The 17100-nt window shown below is 57.5% G+C and carries 10 protein-coding genes; 1 reads left to right on the top strand and 9 read right to left on the bottom strand.

The window, feature by feature from the left end:
• Positions 1 to 23 precede the first annotated feature (23 nt).
• The 3 genes from E5678_RS03290 to E5678_RS03280 form a co-directional block, all read right to left on the bottom strand.
• Positions 24 to 1295 (bottom strand): HlyD family type I secretion periplasmic adaptor subunit, encoded by a 1272-nt coding sequence (locus tag E5678_RS03290; protein WP_247596900.1) that lies wholly within the window; start codon positions 1293 to 1295, stop codon positions 24 to 26.
• 76 nt (positions 1296 to 1371) lie between these two features.
• The gene (locus E5678_RS03285) at positions 1372 to 3591 is read right to left on the bottom strand and encodes a type I secretion system permease/ATPase (protein WP_136177202.1); all 2220 of its coding nucleotides are present in this window, start codon (positions 3589 to 3591) and stop codon (positions 1372 to 1374) included.
• Between the two features lie 134 nt (positions 3592 to 3725).
• Positions 3726 to 9488, bottom strand: a complete 5763-nt coding sequence (locus tag E5678_RS03280) for a cadherin-like domain-containing protein (protein ID WP_168708476.1) — start codon at positions 9486 to 9488, stop codon at positions 3726 to 3728.
• Positions 9489 to 10049: 561 nt separating this feature from the next.
• On the opposite strand from E5678_RS03280, the gene E5678_RS22230 reads away from it, so the two are divergent.
• The gene (locus E5678_RS22230; RefSeq protein WP_168708475.1) at positions 10050 to 10430 is read left to right on the top strand and encodes a hypothetical protein; all 381 of its coding nucleotides are present in this window, start codon (positions 10050 to 10052) and stop codon (positions 10428 to 10430) included.
• A 165-nt stretch (positions 10431 to 10595) separates the two neighbouring features.
• On the opposite strand, the gene E5678_RS03275 is transcribed toward E5678_RS22230, so the two are convergent.
• The 6 genes from E5678_RS03275 to E5678_RS03250 form a co-directional block, all read right to left on the bottom strand.
• Positions 10596 to 11117: a hypothetical protein gene (locus E5678_RS03275; protein WP_136177200.1), complete on the bottom strand. Its 522-nt coding sequence runs from the start codon at positions 11115 to 11117 to the stop codon at positions 10596 to 10598.
• A 91-nt stretch (positions 11118 to 11208) separates the two neighbouring features.
• Positions 11209 to 14010: a hypothetical protein gene (locus E5678_RS03270; protein WP_136177199.1), complete on the bottom strand. Its 2802-nt coding sequence runs from the start codon at positions 14008 to 14010 to the stop codon at positions 11209 to 11211.
• Positions 14011 to 14718: 708 nt separating this feature from the next.
• A complete protein-coding gene (locus E5678_RS03265) occupies positions 14719 to 15288 on the bottom strand; it encodes a hypothetical protein (RefSeq protein WP_136177198.1) in 570 nt (189 codons plus the stop codon).
• The gene (locus E5678_RS22435; protein WP_136177197.1) at positions 15285 to 15509 is read right to left on the bottom strand and encodes a hypothetical protein; all 225 of its coding nucleotides are present in this window, start codon (positions 15507 to 15509) and stop codon (positions 15285 to 15287) included. Before E5678_RS22435 ends, E5678_RS03265 begins: the two co-directional genes overlap by 4 nt.
• A gap of 19 nt (positions 15510 to 15528) precedes the next feature.
• Positions 15529 to 15975: a hypothetical protein gene (locus E5678_RS03255; protein ID WP_136177196.1), complete on the bottom strand. Its 447-nt coding sequence runs from the start codon at positions 15973 to 15975 to the stop codon at positions 15529 to 15531.
• 381 nt (positions 15976 to 16356) lie between these two features.
• Positions 16357 to 16932, bottom strand: a complete 576-nt coding sequence (locus E5678_RS03250) for a hypothetical protein (protein ID WP_136177195.1) — start codon at positions 16930 to 16932, stop codon at positions 16357 to 16359.
• Positions 16933 to 17100: the final 168 nt, after the last annotated feature.

The raw sequence follows: 17100 nt of genomic DNA, 5'->3' as shown, positions 1-17100 counted from the left end.
CTTCAAATGAATATCGGCTTGCATCAACGCTCCCTCAAACTTTCTTCTTTGTAGCGCAACAAGGGTGCCAGGAAATACTCCAGCATCCGACGCTCGCCGATGCGAATATCCGATGTGACGCTCATGCCCGCAGTGATTTGCCCTTTTTGACCATGAACCACGTTGGGTGTCTCACTCTGGGTCAGCTTGATTCGCACCGGGTAAACCGGGCCAAGGCGTTGGTCGACCACCGCATCGTTGCCCACCCATTGCACTTCGCCCTCGATATAGCCATAGCGGGTGAAATCAAAGGTCTCGATCTTGTTGATCACCCTTTGACCCACCTGCACGTGCCCAATGTCGCGGTTCAGCACTTTGGCCTCAACCTCCAGCGCCTCGTGTTCCGGAACGATGGTCATCAACACCTGGGCTTGCGTCACAACCCCTCCCTCGGTGAACACCGCCAGCTGCTGAACCACGCCATCAATGGGAGCGCGCATCAACTGCATGCCAGCCCTTTGACGCGCCTTCACGAGCTCTTTCTCGGTCGCATCGCGCTTCTTGGTGGCCTCTACGAGCTCAGTGGTCAGGCGGCTTTTGAACTCGGCCGCAGCAAGCGCTTTTTGCTGCCCTGCCGCATAAATGCCCATACCAGCCTCCTCCAGCCGCTGCCTCTGAACAGCGACTTCCTTTTCCTGGTTGGACAACTCCAGCTGGGTCTCAATCAGGCCCAGCTCGGCAATGTGGCCGGTTTCAGCCAACTCTTCGCGCATGGTGTGACGCTTGCGGACCAAAGCGGTTGTCGCTTGAAGTTGCTGCAGATTCGTGGCGATCGCCTCACGATCCGCCCGGCGTTTTCCGATGTCAGCCTCGAGGGACGACAGGCGCGCCTTCATCTCGAGCTGTCGGTTGTGCAGCAGGGCCTCTTGGTTGTACGCCATCTCATCAGGCATGCTGTCATCCACCTCCATCCAATCTCGACCGTCAAGCAACGCCTCCAGCCGTTGGACATCTGCGCGGGCCTCCAGCAAATCACGCTCCAGGCGCTCCATGTCGGCTGAGCTGGTCGTCGGGTCGAGCTCAACCAACACGTCGCCAGCCTTCACGCGTTGCCCGTCCCGCACCCGAATGGCCTTGACCACGCTGGCTTCCAGCGGTTGAAGCACCTTGCTGCGCCCAGGCGTCATCACACTGCCTTGACTGCTGACCACAACGTCGACCTGCGCAAAATAGGCGTAAGCCACAGTGGCGACGGCCATGCCGCAAAGACTCAATGTGACCATGCGGGCCAGCAACCTGGGGGGCCGCTGCTGCATGGCAATCGAAGCGGGAGTGAAGGCGCCCCAATGCTGATGAAGATCGGAACCTGAACGCTTTCCGGTTGTATTTGTTTCAGACATGGGTTGCCTCTTCAGCTGCAGCTTTTTTCAGAACGGTCTCCAACACAAGATGGGCCTGGTACAGCGCGTGGTAGCGCCCACGGGATTCCATCAAGCTGCCATGGCTGCCTGACTCGATCAGCCGCCCACCTTCGAAAACCAGGATCCGATTGGCCATGCGCAAAGTAGGAAGGCGGTGGGCAACGATGAAGGTGGTTCTCCCCACGGTGATCTCCGCCATGTTGTCGTGGATCACGCGTTCGCTTTCATAGTCCAAAGAGGCGGTGGCTTCGTCGAGCAGCAGCAAGCGCGGGTTGGTGACCAATGCGCGCGCAATCGCCAGGCGCGACCGCTGCCCACCGCTCAAGCGCCCACCGCGCTCGCCAATCAGCGTGTCATAGCCTTCGGGCATCTCGAGAATGAACTCGTGCGCACCCGCCAGTTTGGCGGCGTCCATGATCACTTCCATGGATGCGTTCGGGTCCGACAAGGCAATGTTCTCCCGCACACTGCGGTTGAAGAGCACACTGTCTTGGGCCACCACCCCAATCTGGCGTCGCAACCAGCTCGAGTCCAGCAGATTCAGGTCCATGCCATCGACCAATATTCGGCCTTGCTGCGGCGTGTAGAGCCGTTGAATCAATCGAAGCAAACTCGTTTTACCGGCACCAGAGACCCCCACAATCCCGATGATCTCCCCGGGCTTCACCTCAAACGACACGTCGCTCAACACCTCGCGTCCATTGGCCTGATAACGGAAGCCAACATGGTCAAAGGTGACCGCACCGCGGACATCAGGCGGTACGGCCCTTTGCGCCTGAAACCCCGGCTCAGGGGGGGCATCCATGATCTCGCCCAAACGCTTGATCGAAACCTTCATCTGCGTGAACTCTTGCCACAAGGAGGCGAGTTTCAGAATGGGTGCATTGACTCGGCCACTGAGCATGTTGAATGCGATCAAACCACCTACCGTCAAATCGCCATCAATGACGGCCTTGGCCCCAAACCACAACAACAGGACAGTCAACACCTTGCTGGCAAACCCGATGAACTGATTGGTGGCATTTCCGATGTGGCCCGCCTGAAACGAACTCTCCACGTACTCGCCCAGCCTGCGGTCCCATTGACGTTGCCATTGCGGTTCAACGGCTTGCCCCTTGAGCGTCTCCATGCTGGTCACCGTCTCGACCAGAAATGCCTGGTTCTCTGCGCCCAAAGAAAACTTGTCCTCCAGGTTCTTTCGCAAGATCGGCGTCACCACCCATGAAGCGGCAAAAAACACCGGCAAAGCCGCCAGCACGATGCCCGTGAGCATGGGGCTGTAATAGAACATCACCACCAAATACACCACAGCAAACAGCAGGTCGATCCAACTGGTCAAGGCCTGCCCCGTGAGGAAGGCGCGTGCGTTGTCCAGCTCCCGCACCCGCGCCACCGTATCGCCTGCACGGCGACTCTCGAAATAGCTCATCGGCAAACGCATCAGGTGCCGAAACAACTTGCTGCCCAACTCCAGATCCAACCGGCTCGTGGTGTGGCTGAACAGATAGTGCCGCATGGCGCTGAGAACCACCTCGAACACCGCCAACGCCGCCAACGCCAGCGCGAGCACATCCAACGTGGACAAGCTGCGGTGCGTCAACACTTTGTCGATCACCACCTGAAAAACCAGCGGTGTCATCAAAGCAAACACCTGCACAAACAGCGAGGCCATCAACACTTCGGCCAGCAAAGATCGGTACTTGCTCATGGCCTTCAGAAACCAGCTCACGCCAAACTTTTCCGGCACAGAGCCCACTTCGGCCTGGGTGGTCGCGCGCCGTCGAGCATCCAGCCAATGACCACCCCAAAGCGTTTCGAAGGTGGCCACATCCACTTTTTCGGGCTCAGACTGGCCCTGTTTCTGCAACACCAGCCCCTGTTCGGAGAATCCCCCGGCAATGGCCAAAGAGCCGTCCTTCAGCTGCACCACAGCGGGCTGCGCTCGCCGACTCAGGTCGCGGTAAGGGCTTCGCATGGCACGAGAGTCAAAGCCCAACTCCTGCAAAGCCAGATTGAACATGGCGAAGTCAAACGCTTCTTCGTTGTCCAGCCAGCGGTGGCGCAGTTGGCCAGCGTCTACCGGAAAATCGTTGAGCTGGCAGTACAAGCGCAGCAAGTCGATGGCTTGGGCTGAACGCGGGCCGTGGCTGTTCGTCGCCTCGGCTTCGGACGCCGGTGTTGTATTACTCATGGCTGGAATGCTCCCTGGATCTCATATCTGTTGGATGAAAAAATACGCACACAAACCACTCTGTCTCAGGCCCACGATGGAGCCAGCGACAGAGGCCGTAGAAAGAAATGAAAGTGGAGTGAACCTCGGCGCGATCAGGCCGGCATCATTGACGGGCTGCTCACGTCAACCGCCGGCAGCACAGCCGCCTGGTCTGCCGAGACCAGCAAGTCGTCCCCAGGCGACAAACTCATGTCGCTGGCATCCACGAAGCCCAAGGGCTCGGATGTCTGGTCTTGCGTGGTCACGGTTTGCACAAAGAGCTGTGCCTGGCGATCAATGGCGGCATCATCTGCCAAAGTCGCCCCAGGGGAGGCCAAAGAAGACTGCGTGTCCTCAGTGATACCCAGGTGCGCGCCCATTGGTTCCGAGGTAGAGGACTGCACCGCGGGCAAGGTCTCAACCGCAGCGGCACCCGCGAGCCCATCCTCCAGGGGCTCAAGTGGCTGATTCGCGTCAACCTGCGCAGCGGCTGCGCCGGGGGTTTCTGCACCTTGCTCGGGCAAAACCGAAGTGGAATCCAAGGCCGCAACGTTCAGCCCTTCAGTGGCCCAGTCTGGCATGGCGACGCCTTCACCTGCGAACATCACATCACCCGCCGTCAAGGTGGAGCCATCGGCATAGGTCAGGGTGGTCGTACCAAACACCACGTTGCCATTGTTGAGTTCGGGAGTTCCCTCGCGCTGCAAGTCCATGCCGGTCAATCCAGCATCGGTCAAAGTCGTCCACTCTCCCTCGTCTTGCACGCCATTGTCGTTGGCATCCTGCAAAAGGCCGAATTGTTTCCATTGCTCGTCTTCTGCCGTCAGGTGGCCATCACCGTTGGTGTCAAATGCGGCAAGTCCTTCCAGATCGGTGCGGGCACCAGGTGTGTAGCCCACAAAGCTGATCTCGTCTGAGTCGGTGATGAGCCCGTTGTTGTCTTTGTCGAAAGCCAGCAAGGCATCGCTCGAAGCCACCCACCCCAGACGCTCCTCAACGCCGTCGCCATCCACATCCATGTAGCGCATCGAATAGTTGGCGGGCAGCAGATCGAGACCGTTGTTGCCCATGTCCACAACAATGGGTGCATAGCCAGCGCCGCCCCAGTTCAGCGTCACCACCTGGGTGACCGAAGCTCCCCGGCTGTCGGTGACGGTGATGATGAACTGGTCTGAGGCACCTCCCGTCCTCGCATCGGTGTAAACATACTGCCAGGCAGAATATGCGGCGCCGGTCGTTCGTTCATCGTCAACAAAGTAATCGTGAGCGCCTCCATAGGGCCTCGCGGGGTCCAACCCAACAATAGGGCGCGTGCCGATTGGAGATGGCGTGAAAGTCTGCTGATAGCCGGACTCAAAGCCGAATGTCGGAAGCCGTCCCTGCAACTGAGCCAGCGTCAGGCCCCTAGGGGCGTCGGTAGTGATGTGTTCACCAATAAATGCTTGTCCGTGCCCAGGCGCATTTAGGGGCGATATGCTGAACGTCAGCGCATCGCCATCGGGGTCGTGGGCATAGATGCGCCCGTTGACCAAGTGGTCATCCCGAACGCTGATGGTGTTGCCAATGTAGAAAACGGGATTGTCCCAAAATCCTGGATCGGCATACGTCAGACTGGTGTTGCCGGGGGTGCTCAAGGTGCCGCCCAGGAACACCAGGGAGTCGATCACGGGCGGTCGGTTTTCTCGCTCGAGATCGATGTAGGCCGTGGCCCAGGTGGTACCACCCTCACCGTCATCAACCTGATATCGAAACTGCGCTGCGCCAGAGTAGTCACGCGTGGGGTTGAAGGTGACCACCCCGTTGTTCAGAGACACAGTGCCGTGCGTCGCACCCGCCACAGCCGTGACCTGCAAACTGGTCAATCCCGTGGTGTCAGGGTCGCTATCGTTGCGCAGCAATTCACCCACATTGATTTCCAGACGCACGTCTTCGTAGCCCTGAAAGTGGTCATCCACCGCAATGGGGTTCACGTTGACGCGCGAGTAGTCAATATCCGCGTGACCCACGGTTTCGCCCCCATCGGGATCTCTCACGGTGTATTCGAACCGCCCAAACTGGGACGGATCCCAGCTCGCGTAGTCGCCTTCGGGTACAAACTGGATGCGCCCGTCGGGCAACAGGCTGACCGTGCCGTTTTCTGCGTTGCCCACCGCCACAATCTGCAGGCCCGTGGGGTGCTCCACATCGGTGTCGTTCCTCAGCAAAGACTCTGCCGTCAAGATGTAGGTGTTGTTGCGCTTGCCCAACAGCAGCTCATCGTTGACCACGGGCAGATCATTGACCGAAGCGTAATCCAAGACCATGGAGGTGGTGCTGGTACCGCCCACGCCGTCGGACACCGTGTAGGTGAAGCTGGCTTGCCCATAAAAATTGAGCGTCGGAGCAAAACTCACGTTGCCGCTGGCGTCCAGCGTCACTGTGCCGTTCACGGCATTGCCTACCCCCGTGATTTGCAGATCGGCATGCGGGTTGTCCACATCGCTGTCGTTGGCGAGCAAATCAGCGGTGCTCACGGTGACCACCGTGTCTTCGTCCAGGCTCACCTGTTCACCCACCAGGCGCGGTGCATCGTTGACGGGTGTAATGTCCAACGCGACCGTGGCCAGGCTTTGCCCACCCACACCGTCGTCCACCAGATAGTCAAACTGCGCGGGGCCAAAGTAATCGGCATCGGGTGTGAAGCGGATGCGCCCGTCGGGCAAGATTTCCACACTCCCGTTTTGCGCCCCACCCACCTGGGAAATCACCAGATCCCCGTGCGGATTGTCCACATCGCTGTCGTTGACCAGCAGCTCCGCCTGCGTGTAGATCAACGTGTTGTCTTCGGCCAGCGTGGCCGTTTCGCCCATGACATCCGGAGCATCGTTGACCGGTGCCAGGTTCAGCACCACCGTGGTGCTCACCTGACCACCCGCGCCATCATCCACCAAGTAATCAAAGCTGGCCGGACCAAAATAATTGGCCTCGGGCGTGAAGCGCACCTGAGCGTCCACAATCGCCACCGATCCATGCAGCGCATTGCCCACCGCAGAGATGGTCAGCACCTGCGCACCTGCCTGATTCAATACAGGGTCGATATCGATATCGATATCGCTGTCGTTGGCCAGCAGCACGCTGAACGGGAAATTCAACACCACGTCTTCATCGCTGGCCACCAACTCACCTTGCACCACAGGCAGATCGTTCACCTGCAAGATGTTGAGGTTCACCCGCGCGGGCACCTGCTCCTGGCCATCGCTCACCCAGTAGGTGTAACCCGCCGGTCCGTTGTAGTTGGGGGTTGGGACGAAGCGCACGCTGCCATCGGGTTGTAACAACACCGTGCCGCCGCTGGCCTCGCCCACGCGGCTGATGCTCAGCTTGTCGCCATCGATGTCGCGGTCATTGGCCAACAGCGCCGCTGCAGTAAACACCAGGTCGGTGTCTTCGCTTCCCGTGGCACTCTCGCCCCGGGCCTCAGGCCTGTCGTTCACCTCCGCCACCATCACCGTGACCGTGCCGCTATGGGTCAGGCCATACATATCCACAATGGTGTAGCTGAAGCCTGCCGGGCCGTTGTAGTTGGCATCGGGCACGAAGACCAGTTGCCCATTCTGAATCCCTACGCTGCCATGACTGGCATCGCCTACCGAGACGATCCGCATGCCATTGAAATAATCGCCACTCAACCCTTTTGGAACGGGGTTGGGCGTGCTGTCATTGCCCAGCAAGTCTTGCGCGCTGAAGCGCAGGGTTTGGTCTTCTGTGCCTTGCAGGTGATCGTCTTGCACGGTGGGGAAGTCCAGCACCGTATCGCTGTTGGGCTCCAACACCGCAGCGGTATTGCCCAGGTTGTCTTGCGAGCCATAGCCGTCGGGCAAAGTGGCTGTGACCCCCAGTGGCGTGCCATTGAGGCCCACCGTATTGCCCTTTCCATCAAATTCAAAGGCAGGCGGTTCGCTCACCAGTTCAGGCGTTTGAACTGCCCCCGCGCCCAATGGCGTGGCTGGCGTTGTGAGAGGCGGCGTGTCTATGGCCTGCCCATTGGCATCTGTCCAGCCACCGGGCGTCAACACAGCACCTGTTGGGGTGTTCAGATCGGCCCCAGCAATGCCCCAAGCATAGCCACCGGTCTGACCTGCCGACAGGTTGACCGATACGCTGTCTTGCCCGTCGCCTCCATTTGTGGCGTTTCCGGTTTGCCCTTGTGCATGGGCCATGAAAGGCAAACCGCCCGCGCCCATGGCGATGGCCAGCGCGGCCAATTGCGCATCGCTGGCGCCCAGGCTGCTGACCATGCCGTCCGTCACCGTGCGGTTGCCCACCATCGCCTGAACGGGCACAAACACAATCGGATCTTTGCCACGGGGTACCTGTGGACCATTAGCCGAATTGCCGATACCCGTACTCGGAGGAACGCTGCGCAAATCCTGCGACGTGAGCGTCTGCTCAGTCTGCTCGCTGCTGTTGGCGATGGTGTTGGTTTGCAGGCTGTAGATCAACGCGCTGTCTGCGCCCAGCTCCACCACGCCCCCATCGGTGTCTTCTTCACCCCCATGGGTGTGGGCGATTTGCCCGTCAAAGCTGCCCAGCGCCGTGGCATACAACACGGTGGCCACGCCGTAATCGAGCTGCAATATGCCTCCGGCCACCTGCTGGTACATCACCGGCGGCCAGCGCGGCTCCAGGTTGGTGATCAGCAACTGGTAGTCGCGCATGATGTCGCTCTGCCCCGCAACGGTATTACCGTCCCAGGCCATGCCGTTGGCATCGTAGATGCGCTGGCGTTGGTTGCCGTTTTCATCCACCCAGCGCAGTTCGAGCTGGCCGCTGGTGTCCGACAGGTTCACCCCATCGGGGTCAAAGTAGTAGCCCACGCTGGGCAGGTGCTGTGCTGCCGCACCTGCTTGCGGCGCCGTCATGCCGGCGGCCACGGCCATGTGGGCCAGGGCATCGGCCCAGTGCGCCGCGTAGCTGCCTCCGCCTTCTTCGTCGATCGTGGTGTTGACGGCGATGTTGCCGTCGGGGTCGATGTGGGCTTCGGCTTCGCCTATCGTGGGTGGGATATCGGTTGGGAACGCGATCTGAATCACCGTGATAAAGGCCGCGATGAAGGTGCCTATGGGGGGGAAGCAGGCCGCCGCTGCGGCCACCGTGCCCCAGGGGTTGTCTTCAACGTCGTCCAGCGAAATGAGGAGGTTGATGATAGGCACCACTTGCCCAGCGCTAATGCCTATGCTCTGGCCAATGGTGGAGTCGGCAATCGCGTTACTCACGATGCTGCTGCTGCCGTCTCCCACTAGAGAGCCCACGGCGTTGCCAAGCTGGATGCCTCCGGAGATGACTTGCAGGGCATTGCCGTTCTCAAGGCCGTTGTACAAGGTGAGCGCTCCCGAGAGGCCTCCCGCTGTACTTCCCAGCTCACCGGGCAGGTTGCCATCTTCAGCGACTTTAGCGCCCAAGTCTAAGCCACTGATGGCCGAGCCCAGCTGGTCTATTTGGCTGTACAGGTTGGCCAGAGTAGACAGCCGTTGCACATCGTTGAGGTTGGCCCAGTTTTCTACTCCGTTGTAAACACTGCTGATGATGTTGAGGGCAGCCGCGTTGTCTTGGTAGTTCGCCGCTTCGTATTGCGCTTGCGTCACCACTTGCCCACTCGGGCTGACATAAGTGGTGTTGCCTTCGCCGTCTTGAAACCAACTCCACCCGGTGGCTTCGTCGGTGTGGATCACTGGGTCTGGTGGATCGGCTCTTTGCTCGCTGGCGCCATAATCGTTGATCAATCCCCCGTCCGTCATCGTGCCTTCGCCGGCATCAGCGATCACGGCGATGGGGTCGCCAGGGGTGGGGGGTTGGCCTATGTCGGGAAGGGTGAAGCTGAGGTCATCTCCTTCCACTGAGGTATCCGGGTCCTTTTCCGGACTAAAAATGTCCTCGATCCAGCTTTCACGATAAGGACGGCTCAATATCCAATTGTTTTCAAACAAGCCTATCGCCGAATCATGAACAAGCAATTCAGATTCAACGTATTTTGAATCCTCCGCCAGCGCCGGCAAAGGCACCCCTCTATTCCCAAGCAAAATATGCGCTAATTCCAGATTGGCTGCGCCAACTCCACGAAAGTCATAGCCCATTCCTATATCAGTATGGGCTCCTGGAGAAAAATACTCATTCACTCGTGGGTCTGGATTGTCAGGATTAGAATACCTTGACGGCCCAAACGATGCTCGATGCTCGTCGTTGGCATAAACCACGTCGAAGCGACTTACGTTGGACGATAATGAATTTTGCTCTCCCGCGAATACAGCTGCAGAAACAGGTTCAAGCGCAACCATGCTCAGGCCAATACCCGGAGGTGCGAGCGTTCGGCTGTAACGCGTTTCCGTTGTAAACGTATCAGCTTCTCCAAAACCGTTGGGCACCTCCACTGTGTAAGCGGAAGAGGGGTCAGGAATGCCTTGCTCGTTGAGGATGTGTCCAAACATGACCATGGCCGGGTTTCCACGACTGAATGCCATGGCCGTGATGTTGATGTCCAATGGAACGTCTGGATTGGATTGCTGCCAAATATCTGCCTGCCTAATCAACAGAGTATGCATCTCCAATGCTTGCGCACGAACCTCTTCGGTGGGCAAAATGCTGCCCGCCACGTATTGGCTGACAATGCCATTGGTTCCAACACCGGGGAGGTAAACGGACACTGCATTTGGATTCTTTTGACTTTCGATCATGTTGCTGAGTTGCGCAGTACTTGTGATCGTTTGATTCCCGGACAACTCGCGGTTTTCTTGGTTATTCCAAGTTCCGTCGAAAGCGGCGTGAAACGTAAATGGTCTTGAAGGCGCAGCCTCCTGTTGGGCCGCAGCTTGCAGATTGTTCCGGATTTGCTGAATTTCAGCTGGCGTGACTGGTCGGGAATCACCAATTGGAACCACGCGCTCTGGTGGCTGCTCGTAAGTAGGCGCTCCGTTTTGGTAGATATCGCTCATTTCTTGGCCCCCTGATCAATTGATCAAATTTTTTCGAACGATCGGATAGATTTGTTGGAAACTTGACTTCAAATAACTGCTACCTCTAAACCGAGTAACATTTGGAGCACTCGGATCAGGAACTGCTAAATAAATTTCAAGTTCATTATCTTGACCAAAAGATGGGCGGATTTCTGCACCATTCATATTCCAAGGCAGCAACAGCCGCAGATCCACTTTTTTTTCATAAATCTTCGAATCGGGAGGAACTTGCCACTTGACGTACAAGAATTCGCCTACATCTTTTAGACCAATTGTTCTTGCGCCAGACAAGCCAGCTCCTCCAGACTGCGCAATCTTCACATAATACGATGGTGCTTCTTGATTTGAATACTTCCAATCCAATAGCTTCACATTCTTGTTGTCAATCATCAAGAACTGAAATGAATGCCCAGAGCTCACCGATGCACACCCGAAAAGCAGCAATGCCAGCACCAAACTCATTAGTTTATTTAACATTTCCATCACCTTTGAATCCAAACATTGGATTCTATTCATGAGCAATCTACTCATCCTCAAACCAAGATCAAAAAATACAAGAGTACTCAGTCAAACAAGCGCTCGTTTATACAGCGCAAACTTTAGGAAACTATCCCCAAAATTGGGGGGCAAAGCATCTGAGCCGTGACATGCTGCGCACGTTTTTTGCTGAGTGATTTATTGAGGCTTTAGGTGTCGCTCGAAGGCCACAAGGTCCGGCCGCCCTTGATCCGTTCACCGTGCGGTTGCCCACCATAGCCTGCACCGGCACAAATACAATCGGATCTTTGCCACGGGGTATCTGTGGACCATTAGCCGAATTGCCGATACCCGTACTCGGAGGAACGCTGCGCAAATCCTGCGCCGTGAGCGTCTGCTCAGTCTGCTCGCTGCTGTTGGCAATGGTGTGGGTTTGCAGGCTGTAGATCAACGCGCTGTCTGCGCCCAGCTCCACCACGCCCCCATCGGTGTCTTCTTCACCCCCATGGGTGTGGGCGATTTGCCCGTCAAAGCTGCCCAGCGCTGTGGCGTACAACACCGTGGCCACGCCGTAGTCCAGCTGCAAGATGCCCCCGGCCACTTCCTGGTACATCACCGGCGGCCAGCGCGGCTCCAGGTTGGTGATCAGCAACTGGTAGTCGCGCATGATGTCGCTCTGTCCCTCAACGGAATTGCCGTCCCAGGCCATGCCGGTGGCATCGTAGATGCGCTGGCGCTGGTTGCCGTTTTCATCCACCCAGCGCAACTCGAGCTGGCCGCTGGTGTCCGACAAATTCACCCCATCGGGGTCAAAGTAGTAGCCCACGCTGGGCAGGTGTTGTGCTGCCGCCCCTGCTTGCGGCGCCGTCATGCCGGCGGCCACGGCCATGTGGGCCAGGGCTTCGGCCCAGTGTGCCGCCGTTCCACCCCCGCCTTCTTCGTCGATCGTGGTGTTGACGTTGACGTTGCCGTCGGGGTCGATGTGGACTTCGGCTTCGCCGATCGAGGGCGGTATGTCGGTGGGGAAGGCGATCTGGATAACGGTGATGAAGGCTGCAATGAATGTGCCCACCGGCGGAAAACACGCCGCTGCTGCGGCCACCGTGCCCCAAGGGTTGTCTTCAACCGTCGTGAGCGAATAGATCAGATTGACGTAGGGTATTGCCTCGCCCATCATCTGGGCTACTCCCCCTGCGGTGCTGGCGCCTTGTGCCGCAGCATCAAAAGCGGCGCTGGTCGCTGCGTCAACCACAGAGCTGTTGACCATTTGGTCCATGAGCGCCATGGCCTGATCGGTGAGCATGTCGGCATACAGGTTCAACGCCACACTGCCCACCTGCAAGCCACCTGTGACGATGGCTTGCTCATTGCCATTGTTCAGTGCGTTGATCAAACTGATCACGCTGCTTGCGCCACCCAAGCTGCCCGGCAAGTTGCCGGCTGCTGCGGCCGAGCCTATATCCAGGCTATTCAATGCCGAGCCCAGGTTGTCTATCTGGCTGTATAGGCCAACCAACGCCCCAAGACGCTCGCCGTCATCCAGGCTGGCCCAGTTCTCTATGCTGTTGTAGACACTGCTGACCACGCCGAGCGCGCCCGCTCCATCTGTGAGCGCTGCTTCGCTGTATTGCGCTTGGCTCACCGCTTGGCCGCTCGGGCTGAGGTAGGTCGTGTTGCCCTGTTCATCTTCAAACCAGCTCCACCCGGTGGCTTCGTCGGTGTGGATGATTGGGCTTGGTGGGTCGGTGTTTTGTGAACCAAGGCCAAGACCATTTTGCAGCCCACCGTCGGTCATCGTACCTTCGCCGGCATCAGCGATCACGGCGATGGGGTCGCCGGGGGTGGGTGGAGTGCCCAAGGCTTCGATCTGCTCTGGCGTCAACGTTGTGAATCCGTCTGGGGCTGCACCCTCTTCCATGCCCGCGTCTGTACTCAGCGGGACCAACGTCACTGGGTCAACAGCCGTCACTTCGCCTGTGATGGTGTCAACACGAACGGCACTGGACGAAATCTCTTCACCCGAGCTCGCATGCAGCGTTCTCTCGACATAGATGCGCCCGCTCTCACCGTCGGGGCGACTGATGACCACATGGGTGTTGCCCTGGATATCGCGCGTGGTGGAGGTGATCTCTGCTGTGCGGCTGTCAATGGTCTCTACTGCCCCACTGCTTTGGTAGATGGTCAGGAGGTCACCCGAGCGCACTGGCACATTGAGCGTTGCACCAACTGGTATCTTGGTGACGTCGGTGTACTGCGGATTAGCCGCCAACATATCGGCAACGGTGATCGAATTGCCCGCTCGTCCTTGCAGCAGCACGATGTCAGAGAGCGTGCCTCCAGGGTTGAGTGTGACCGAGTGCGTGCCGGCAATGTGGACGAAGCTGCCGGAGGAAGGTCGTGTAGGAAGGGCTGCCTCAAGGCTGGGAGCAACGCCGTCGGCTTCTGCGCCAACGGTCGCTCCTGAGCCGAACGGGGTTTTTATGAATCCCCCTTTGCCGTCCGGTTGATAGATCACCCCATCTCGCGGCGCACCAGTCACCGGGTCATACCGTTGCTCCACCGCAGTCAGGGAGTTGCCGGTGCCAGACGTTGATATCCTGATCAAATCTCCTGTCGCAGGATCTTTGGTCCACACCACACTCGATCCTGCGGGGGAGTTTTGCTGCACACCGATAGGCGTGCCGTCTGGCGCCAAGCCGTTTCTCAAGTGGGTTGCGACCTGTTCGCTGTTGTTGCGATACTGGATCTCGCTTTGCAGAAATACCTGTTGTTGTTGGGCAGAATTCTGCAAGGCCACCTGGGAGGTGTGCGCTGTCAACTGTTGCTCAAATCCTGCCGCTCTCAAGTAGGTGTTCGTGAGCTCGGCCACTTGCGGCCCACGGGTCACCTCCACAAACTGCGAAGGCAACACCAGATTAGAATTGTCCAGCATGGCAAACCAAGTGTATCTGCCGTTGACTTCGACCAATGCATACTGAGTGCCATCAGACGTCACAACCGTTGGCTTGAGTGGTGTATCGATGGGCAAAGTAAGAGGCGGCCCCAACTTGTCTGGCGTGTCTCCTCCGGTCAGGAGGGCTCCGATTTGTTTCCAACCGCTTGCGCCGCCATAAGCGCCTATGCCGGCACCAATCAAGGCACCCGCAGGTGGTGCGAATGGGGCCAAGGGTCCAAGAATTGGGGCTACTGATGTACCTACAGATGTGCCTGCTATTGCACCAGCCATGGCGCCACTTGTCTGTCCTACAACACCCAACACCTCGGTAACAACTTCAGCACTATTTCCCTGAACAACGTGTTGCCCTACGTTGATAGCGTCATTGGCAGCGCCAACATAAACTGCCACTGGTGCAACCCGCCCCGCAATGACCGCCAAACTGGGTAAATTGGTAACAGCACTGGTTGCACCCGCCTCAATCGCCGCGACGCCCGCTGAGGGCCCATCGGAGAGCACCTCTGTTGTCGGCGCCCTTGAGGGGACATCCAAGCGGATCGCTGCGTTAACCTGCAAGCCACCAGCGCCAAACACCACGGATGCACCAGCACCAGCGGCCGAGAAAACGTTACCAACATTGACCGTAGGATTTTGCTCGCTTGACATTAAACTCGCCCAAATGTTATAAAATCAGTTTAGCAAAAGTTATATTGATTTTTGTTGGTATTTTCCCGTCAAAAGAAAGTACGGAAACAAAATGAACCCACCGACACAAAGCATCAGCGGTCCATTAACAAAAATAACTTGCGCAATCAATCCTCGAGCAAAAAAATTCCCAATCAATCCGAAAATAACTCCATCAGTATTTTGCACCCCAGGTAAAAGTAGCAACCAAAGACTGGCCAACCCCAACGCTAAAACAGCAATCATCGGCTTAAGTATAGGCCTCCCATATTCAACAAAGTCCTCGTTCACACCACGAACCAACGCCCCCAAAATGATAATCACAGCACATATTGGAGCGCCAGCCCAAAGCAACGAGAAATAAAACCGATTAATATCCGGTTTTATATTGAGTGCAGTAATGCGATCAATCTGTGGCACAATACCCGCCATAAAGTCACTGAACTCTCTCGCCCATTGGTGACTCATGATGTCATCCGGGATCAACATGCCGATCACCGCCATCACAAGATAATAAGCAACAATTGCGACGCCAAAGGGATCGCGCATTGCTGACTTTAGATCGGTTGTGTGTTGTTTTTTTGAATTCAAGAGTATTCTTTCAATAGAAGCCGCATGGAATCAATACCCATTTTTGAGAAAGGATCCGTACCGAACCATGCAGCTACAAACACAATCGGATCTTTGCCACATGGTACCGTCGGCCCACTGGCCGAATTGCGGATACTGGTCTCCGCGCTCAGCGGAACGATACGTAAATATTTAATTGTGAGCGTCAACTCTCTGCCGTTGTCGATAGCGTGCGTTTGCATACTGTAAATTAACGCATTGTCAAGAATAATAAATCACGGTCCCACTATAGGTACCAGCGCAATTCTTCGCCTTGTCGGCAACAACCATAGTGACGTTGAATTTGCTCCCGTTGCCGCTGTAAATGAAAGTTCTTTGTTCTGCGAACTGCCCACCCAGGGATTGAGAAGCAACCTGAAAGCCATAGGATTCCTTCAGGACTTTCCCTGTATAGCTGTTACCCGTTTCTTCTGCGGTGACCACGTCGCCGCTTTGGATCACTTCCAAGTTGATGGGTATCGTCGCGCCCGAGGAAATCCCAGAACAACTGGTCTCGACAACCGCAATCCGGCCTACGTAAGCACCAGTCAACGTGTCAGGGCGTCGGCCAAAGCCCTCTTCTGCACCCCCAGAGCTACCGCCGCCGCAGGCAGCAAGGGTTGTGTTTGCAGCTATCAAAACCAAAGAACGTAAGAGTGTGCGGTTCATCGCTGGGGGATTTAGGGGTTGGATTTCGCCGCTCTGCTGCTCGGCCCGTCAACACAGAACCGTCAAAGTCTCAGAGCGACCATCACTTGACTCAAAAAGCGTCGATTGTTGCTAGGAGTAACACCGAAGCATTCAATGACCTGTTAGATCTGACAGTCCGCAGCCCTTCAGCTCCATGTGGGACAGCGCCCCCGGGCAGCCAGGGATCGCCAATCTCGTACCGCATGCGCAGAGAAAAACGCATATGGCCAGCACGGCACACAGCTCCAAGCTCTGAATACGTGTGCGCAGTCTTGGATAGCACAGCCTGTTGATTTCCACGCAATATTGACCCCGCACCATCAATGTCGGTTTTTTGGGCCATGGTTTGCTCCTTCGTCGTCAATGGTTGCGTCGTTGTGCTGGCCGGGCTTGATGGCTGCGCGGGCGCAGGTCGGCCAACACGCCCGCGGCGAGGACAAGGTGGCGCCGGACGTCGCCGTCCAGCGTGTTGAGCATGTCGCGGTAGGCCAGCGCTGGCACCACATCGCCTCGCCGCAGCAGGTGGGTCAGGTGGTGGATGTTGCGGCTGAGGGTGGACAGCTCCGCGTTGGATGCGGTGAGCGTTGCGAGTTGCTCGGGTCGGCTAACTCCGGATGTGAGAGCGGGGATGCCTGCGATGAGGCCGGCCAGATAGGCACCGCGCGATAGGCCCGCCAAACGCGCACCAGCGGCCAAGCGCTCAGCCTCGGCAGTTGTCACTCTGATGGACAACTTGACGATGGCGTCTGCAGGTGCGGAGTCTCTCGCGGCTTCGAGGGCTTGCGGTGAGAACGATTCTTCCAACCCAAATTCGCGGGCCACGGCCCGCCTGACCAGGACCGAAACACTGACCCGCTGCGCCTGCGCACGAGCGACCAACGCGGCCTTGAGGTCGCGCATATCGACCGTGACGAAGCCAGGTTGATGGTTGTTCATGATCCGACCGAAGGGTGCAAATGCGAGCGACGCGAAACGTTTGTGAAACTGGCGGCAAGCCGCCTATCCTGCACTCACCTACGCATTCAGTATTGGCGGCAATCGCGGTCTCAGGACCGATGATTCCGCTCCAAAAATCATCGGTCTGCGCCTGTGACACGCGGGTCA

The organism is Hydrogenophaga sp. PAMC20947 (assembly GCF_004795855.1).
Taxonomy (GTDB): domain Bacteria; phylum Pseudomonadota; class Gammaproteobacteria; order Burkholderiales; family Burkholderiaceae_C; genus Hydrogenophaga.
The sequence above is the reverse complement of the archived record's forward strand: the minus strand, read 5'-3'. Positions and strand labels throughout refer to the sequence as shown.

Excerpts from the sequence above, each read along its gene's own strand:
- E5678_RS03250 (WP_136177195.1), bottom strand. The coding sequence starts at position 16,932 with ATGAACAACCATCAACCTGGCTTCGTCACGGTCGATATGCGCGACCTC.
- E5678_RS03290 (WP_247596900.1), bottom strand. The coding sequence starts at position 1,295 with ATGCAGCAGCGGCCCCCCAGGTTGCTGGCCCGCATGGTCACATTGAGT.
- E5678_RS03285 (WP_136177202.1), bottom strand. The coding sequence starts at position 3,591 with ATGAGTAATACAACACCGGCGTCCGAAGCCGAGGCGACGAACAGCCAC.
- E5678_RS03275 (WP_136177200.1), bottom strand. The coding sequence starts at position 11,117 with ATGAATAGAATCCAATGTTTGGATTCAAAGGTGATGGAAATGTTAAAT.
- E5678_RS22435 (WP_136177197.1), bottom strand. The coding sequence starts at position 15,509 with ATGCAAACGCACGCTATCGACAACGGCAGAGAGTTGACGCTCACAATT.
- E5678_RS03255 (WP_136177196.1), bottom strand. The coding sequence starts at position 15,975 with ATGAACCGCACACTCTTACGTTCTTTGGTTTTGATAGCTGCAAACACA.
- E5678_RS03270 (WP_136177199.1), bottom strand. The coding sequence starts at position 14,010 with ATGCTGGACAATTCTAATCTGGTGTTGCCTTCGCAGTTTGTGGAGGTG.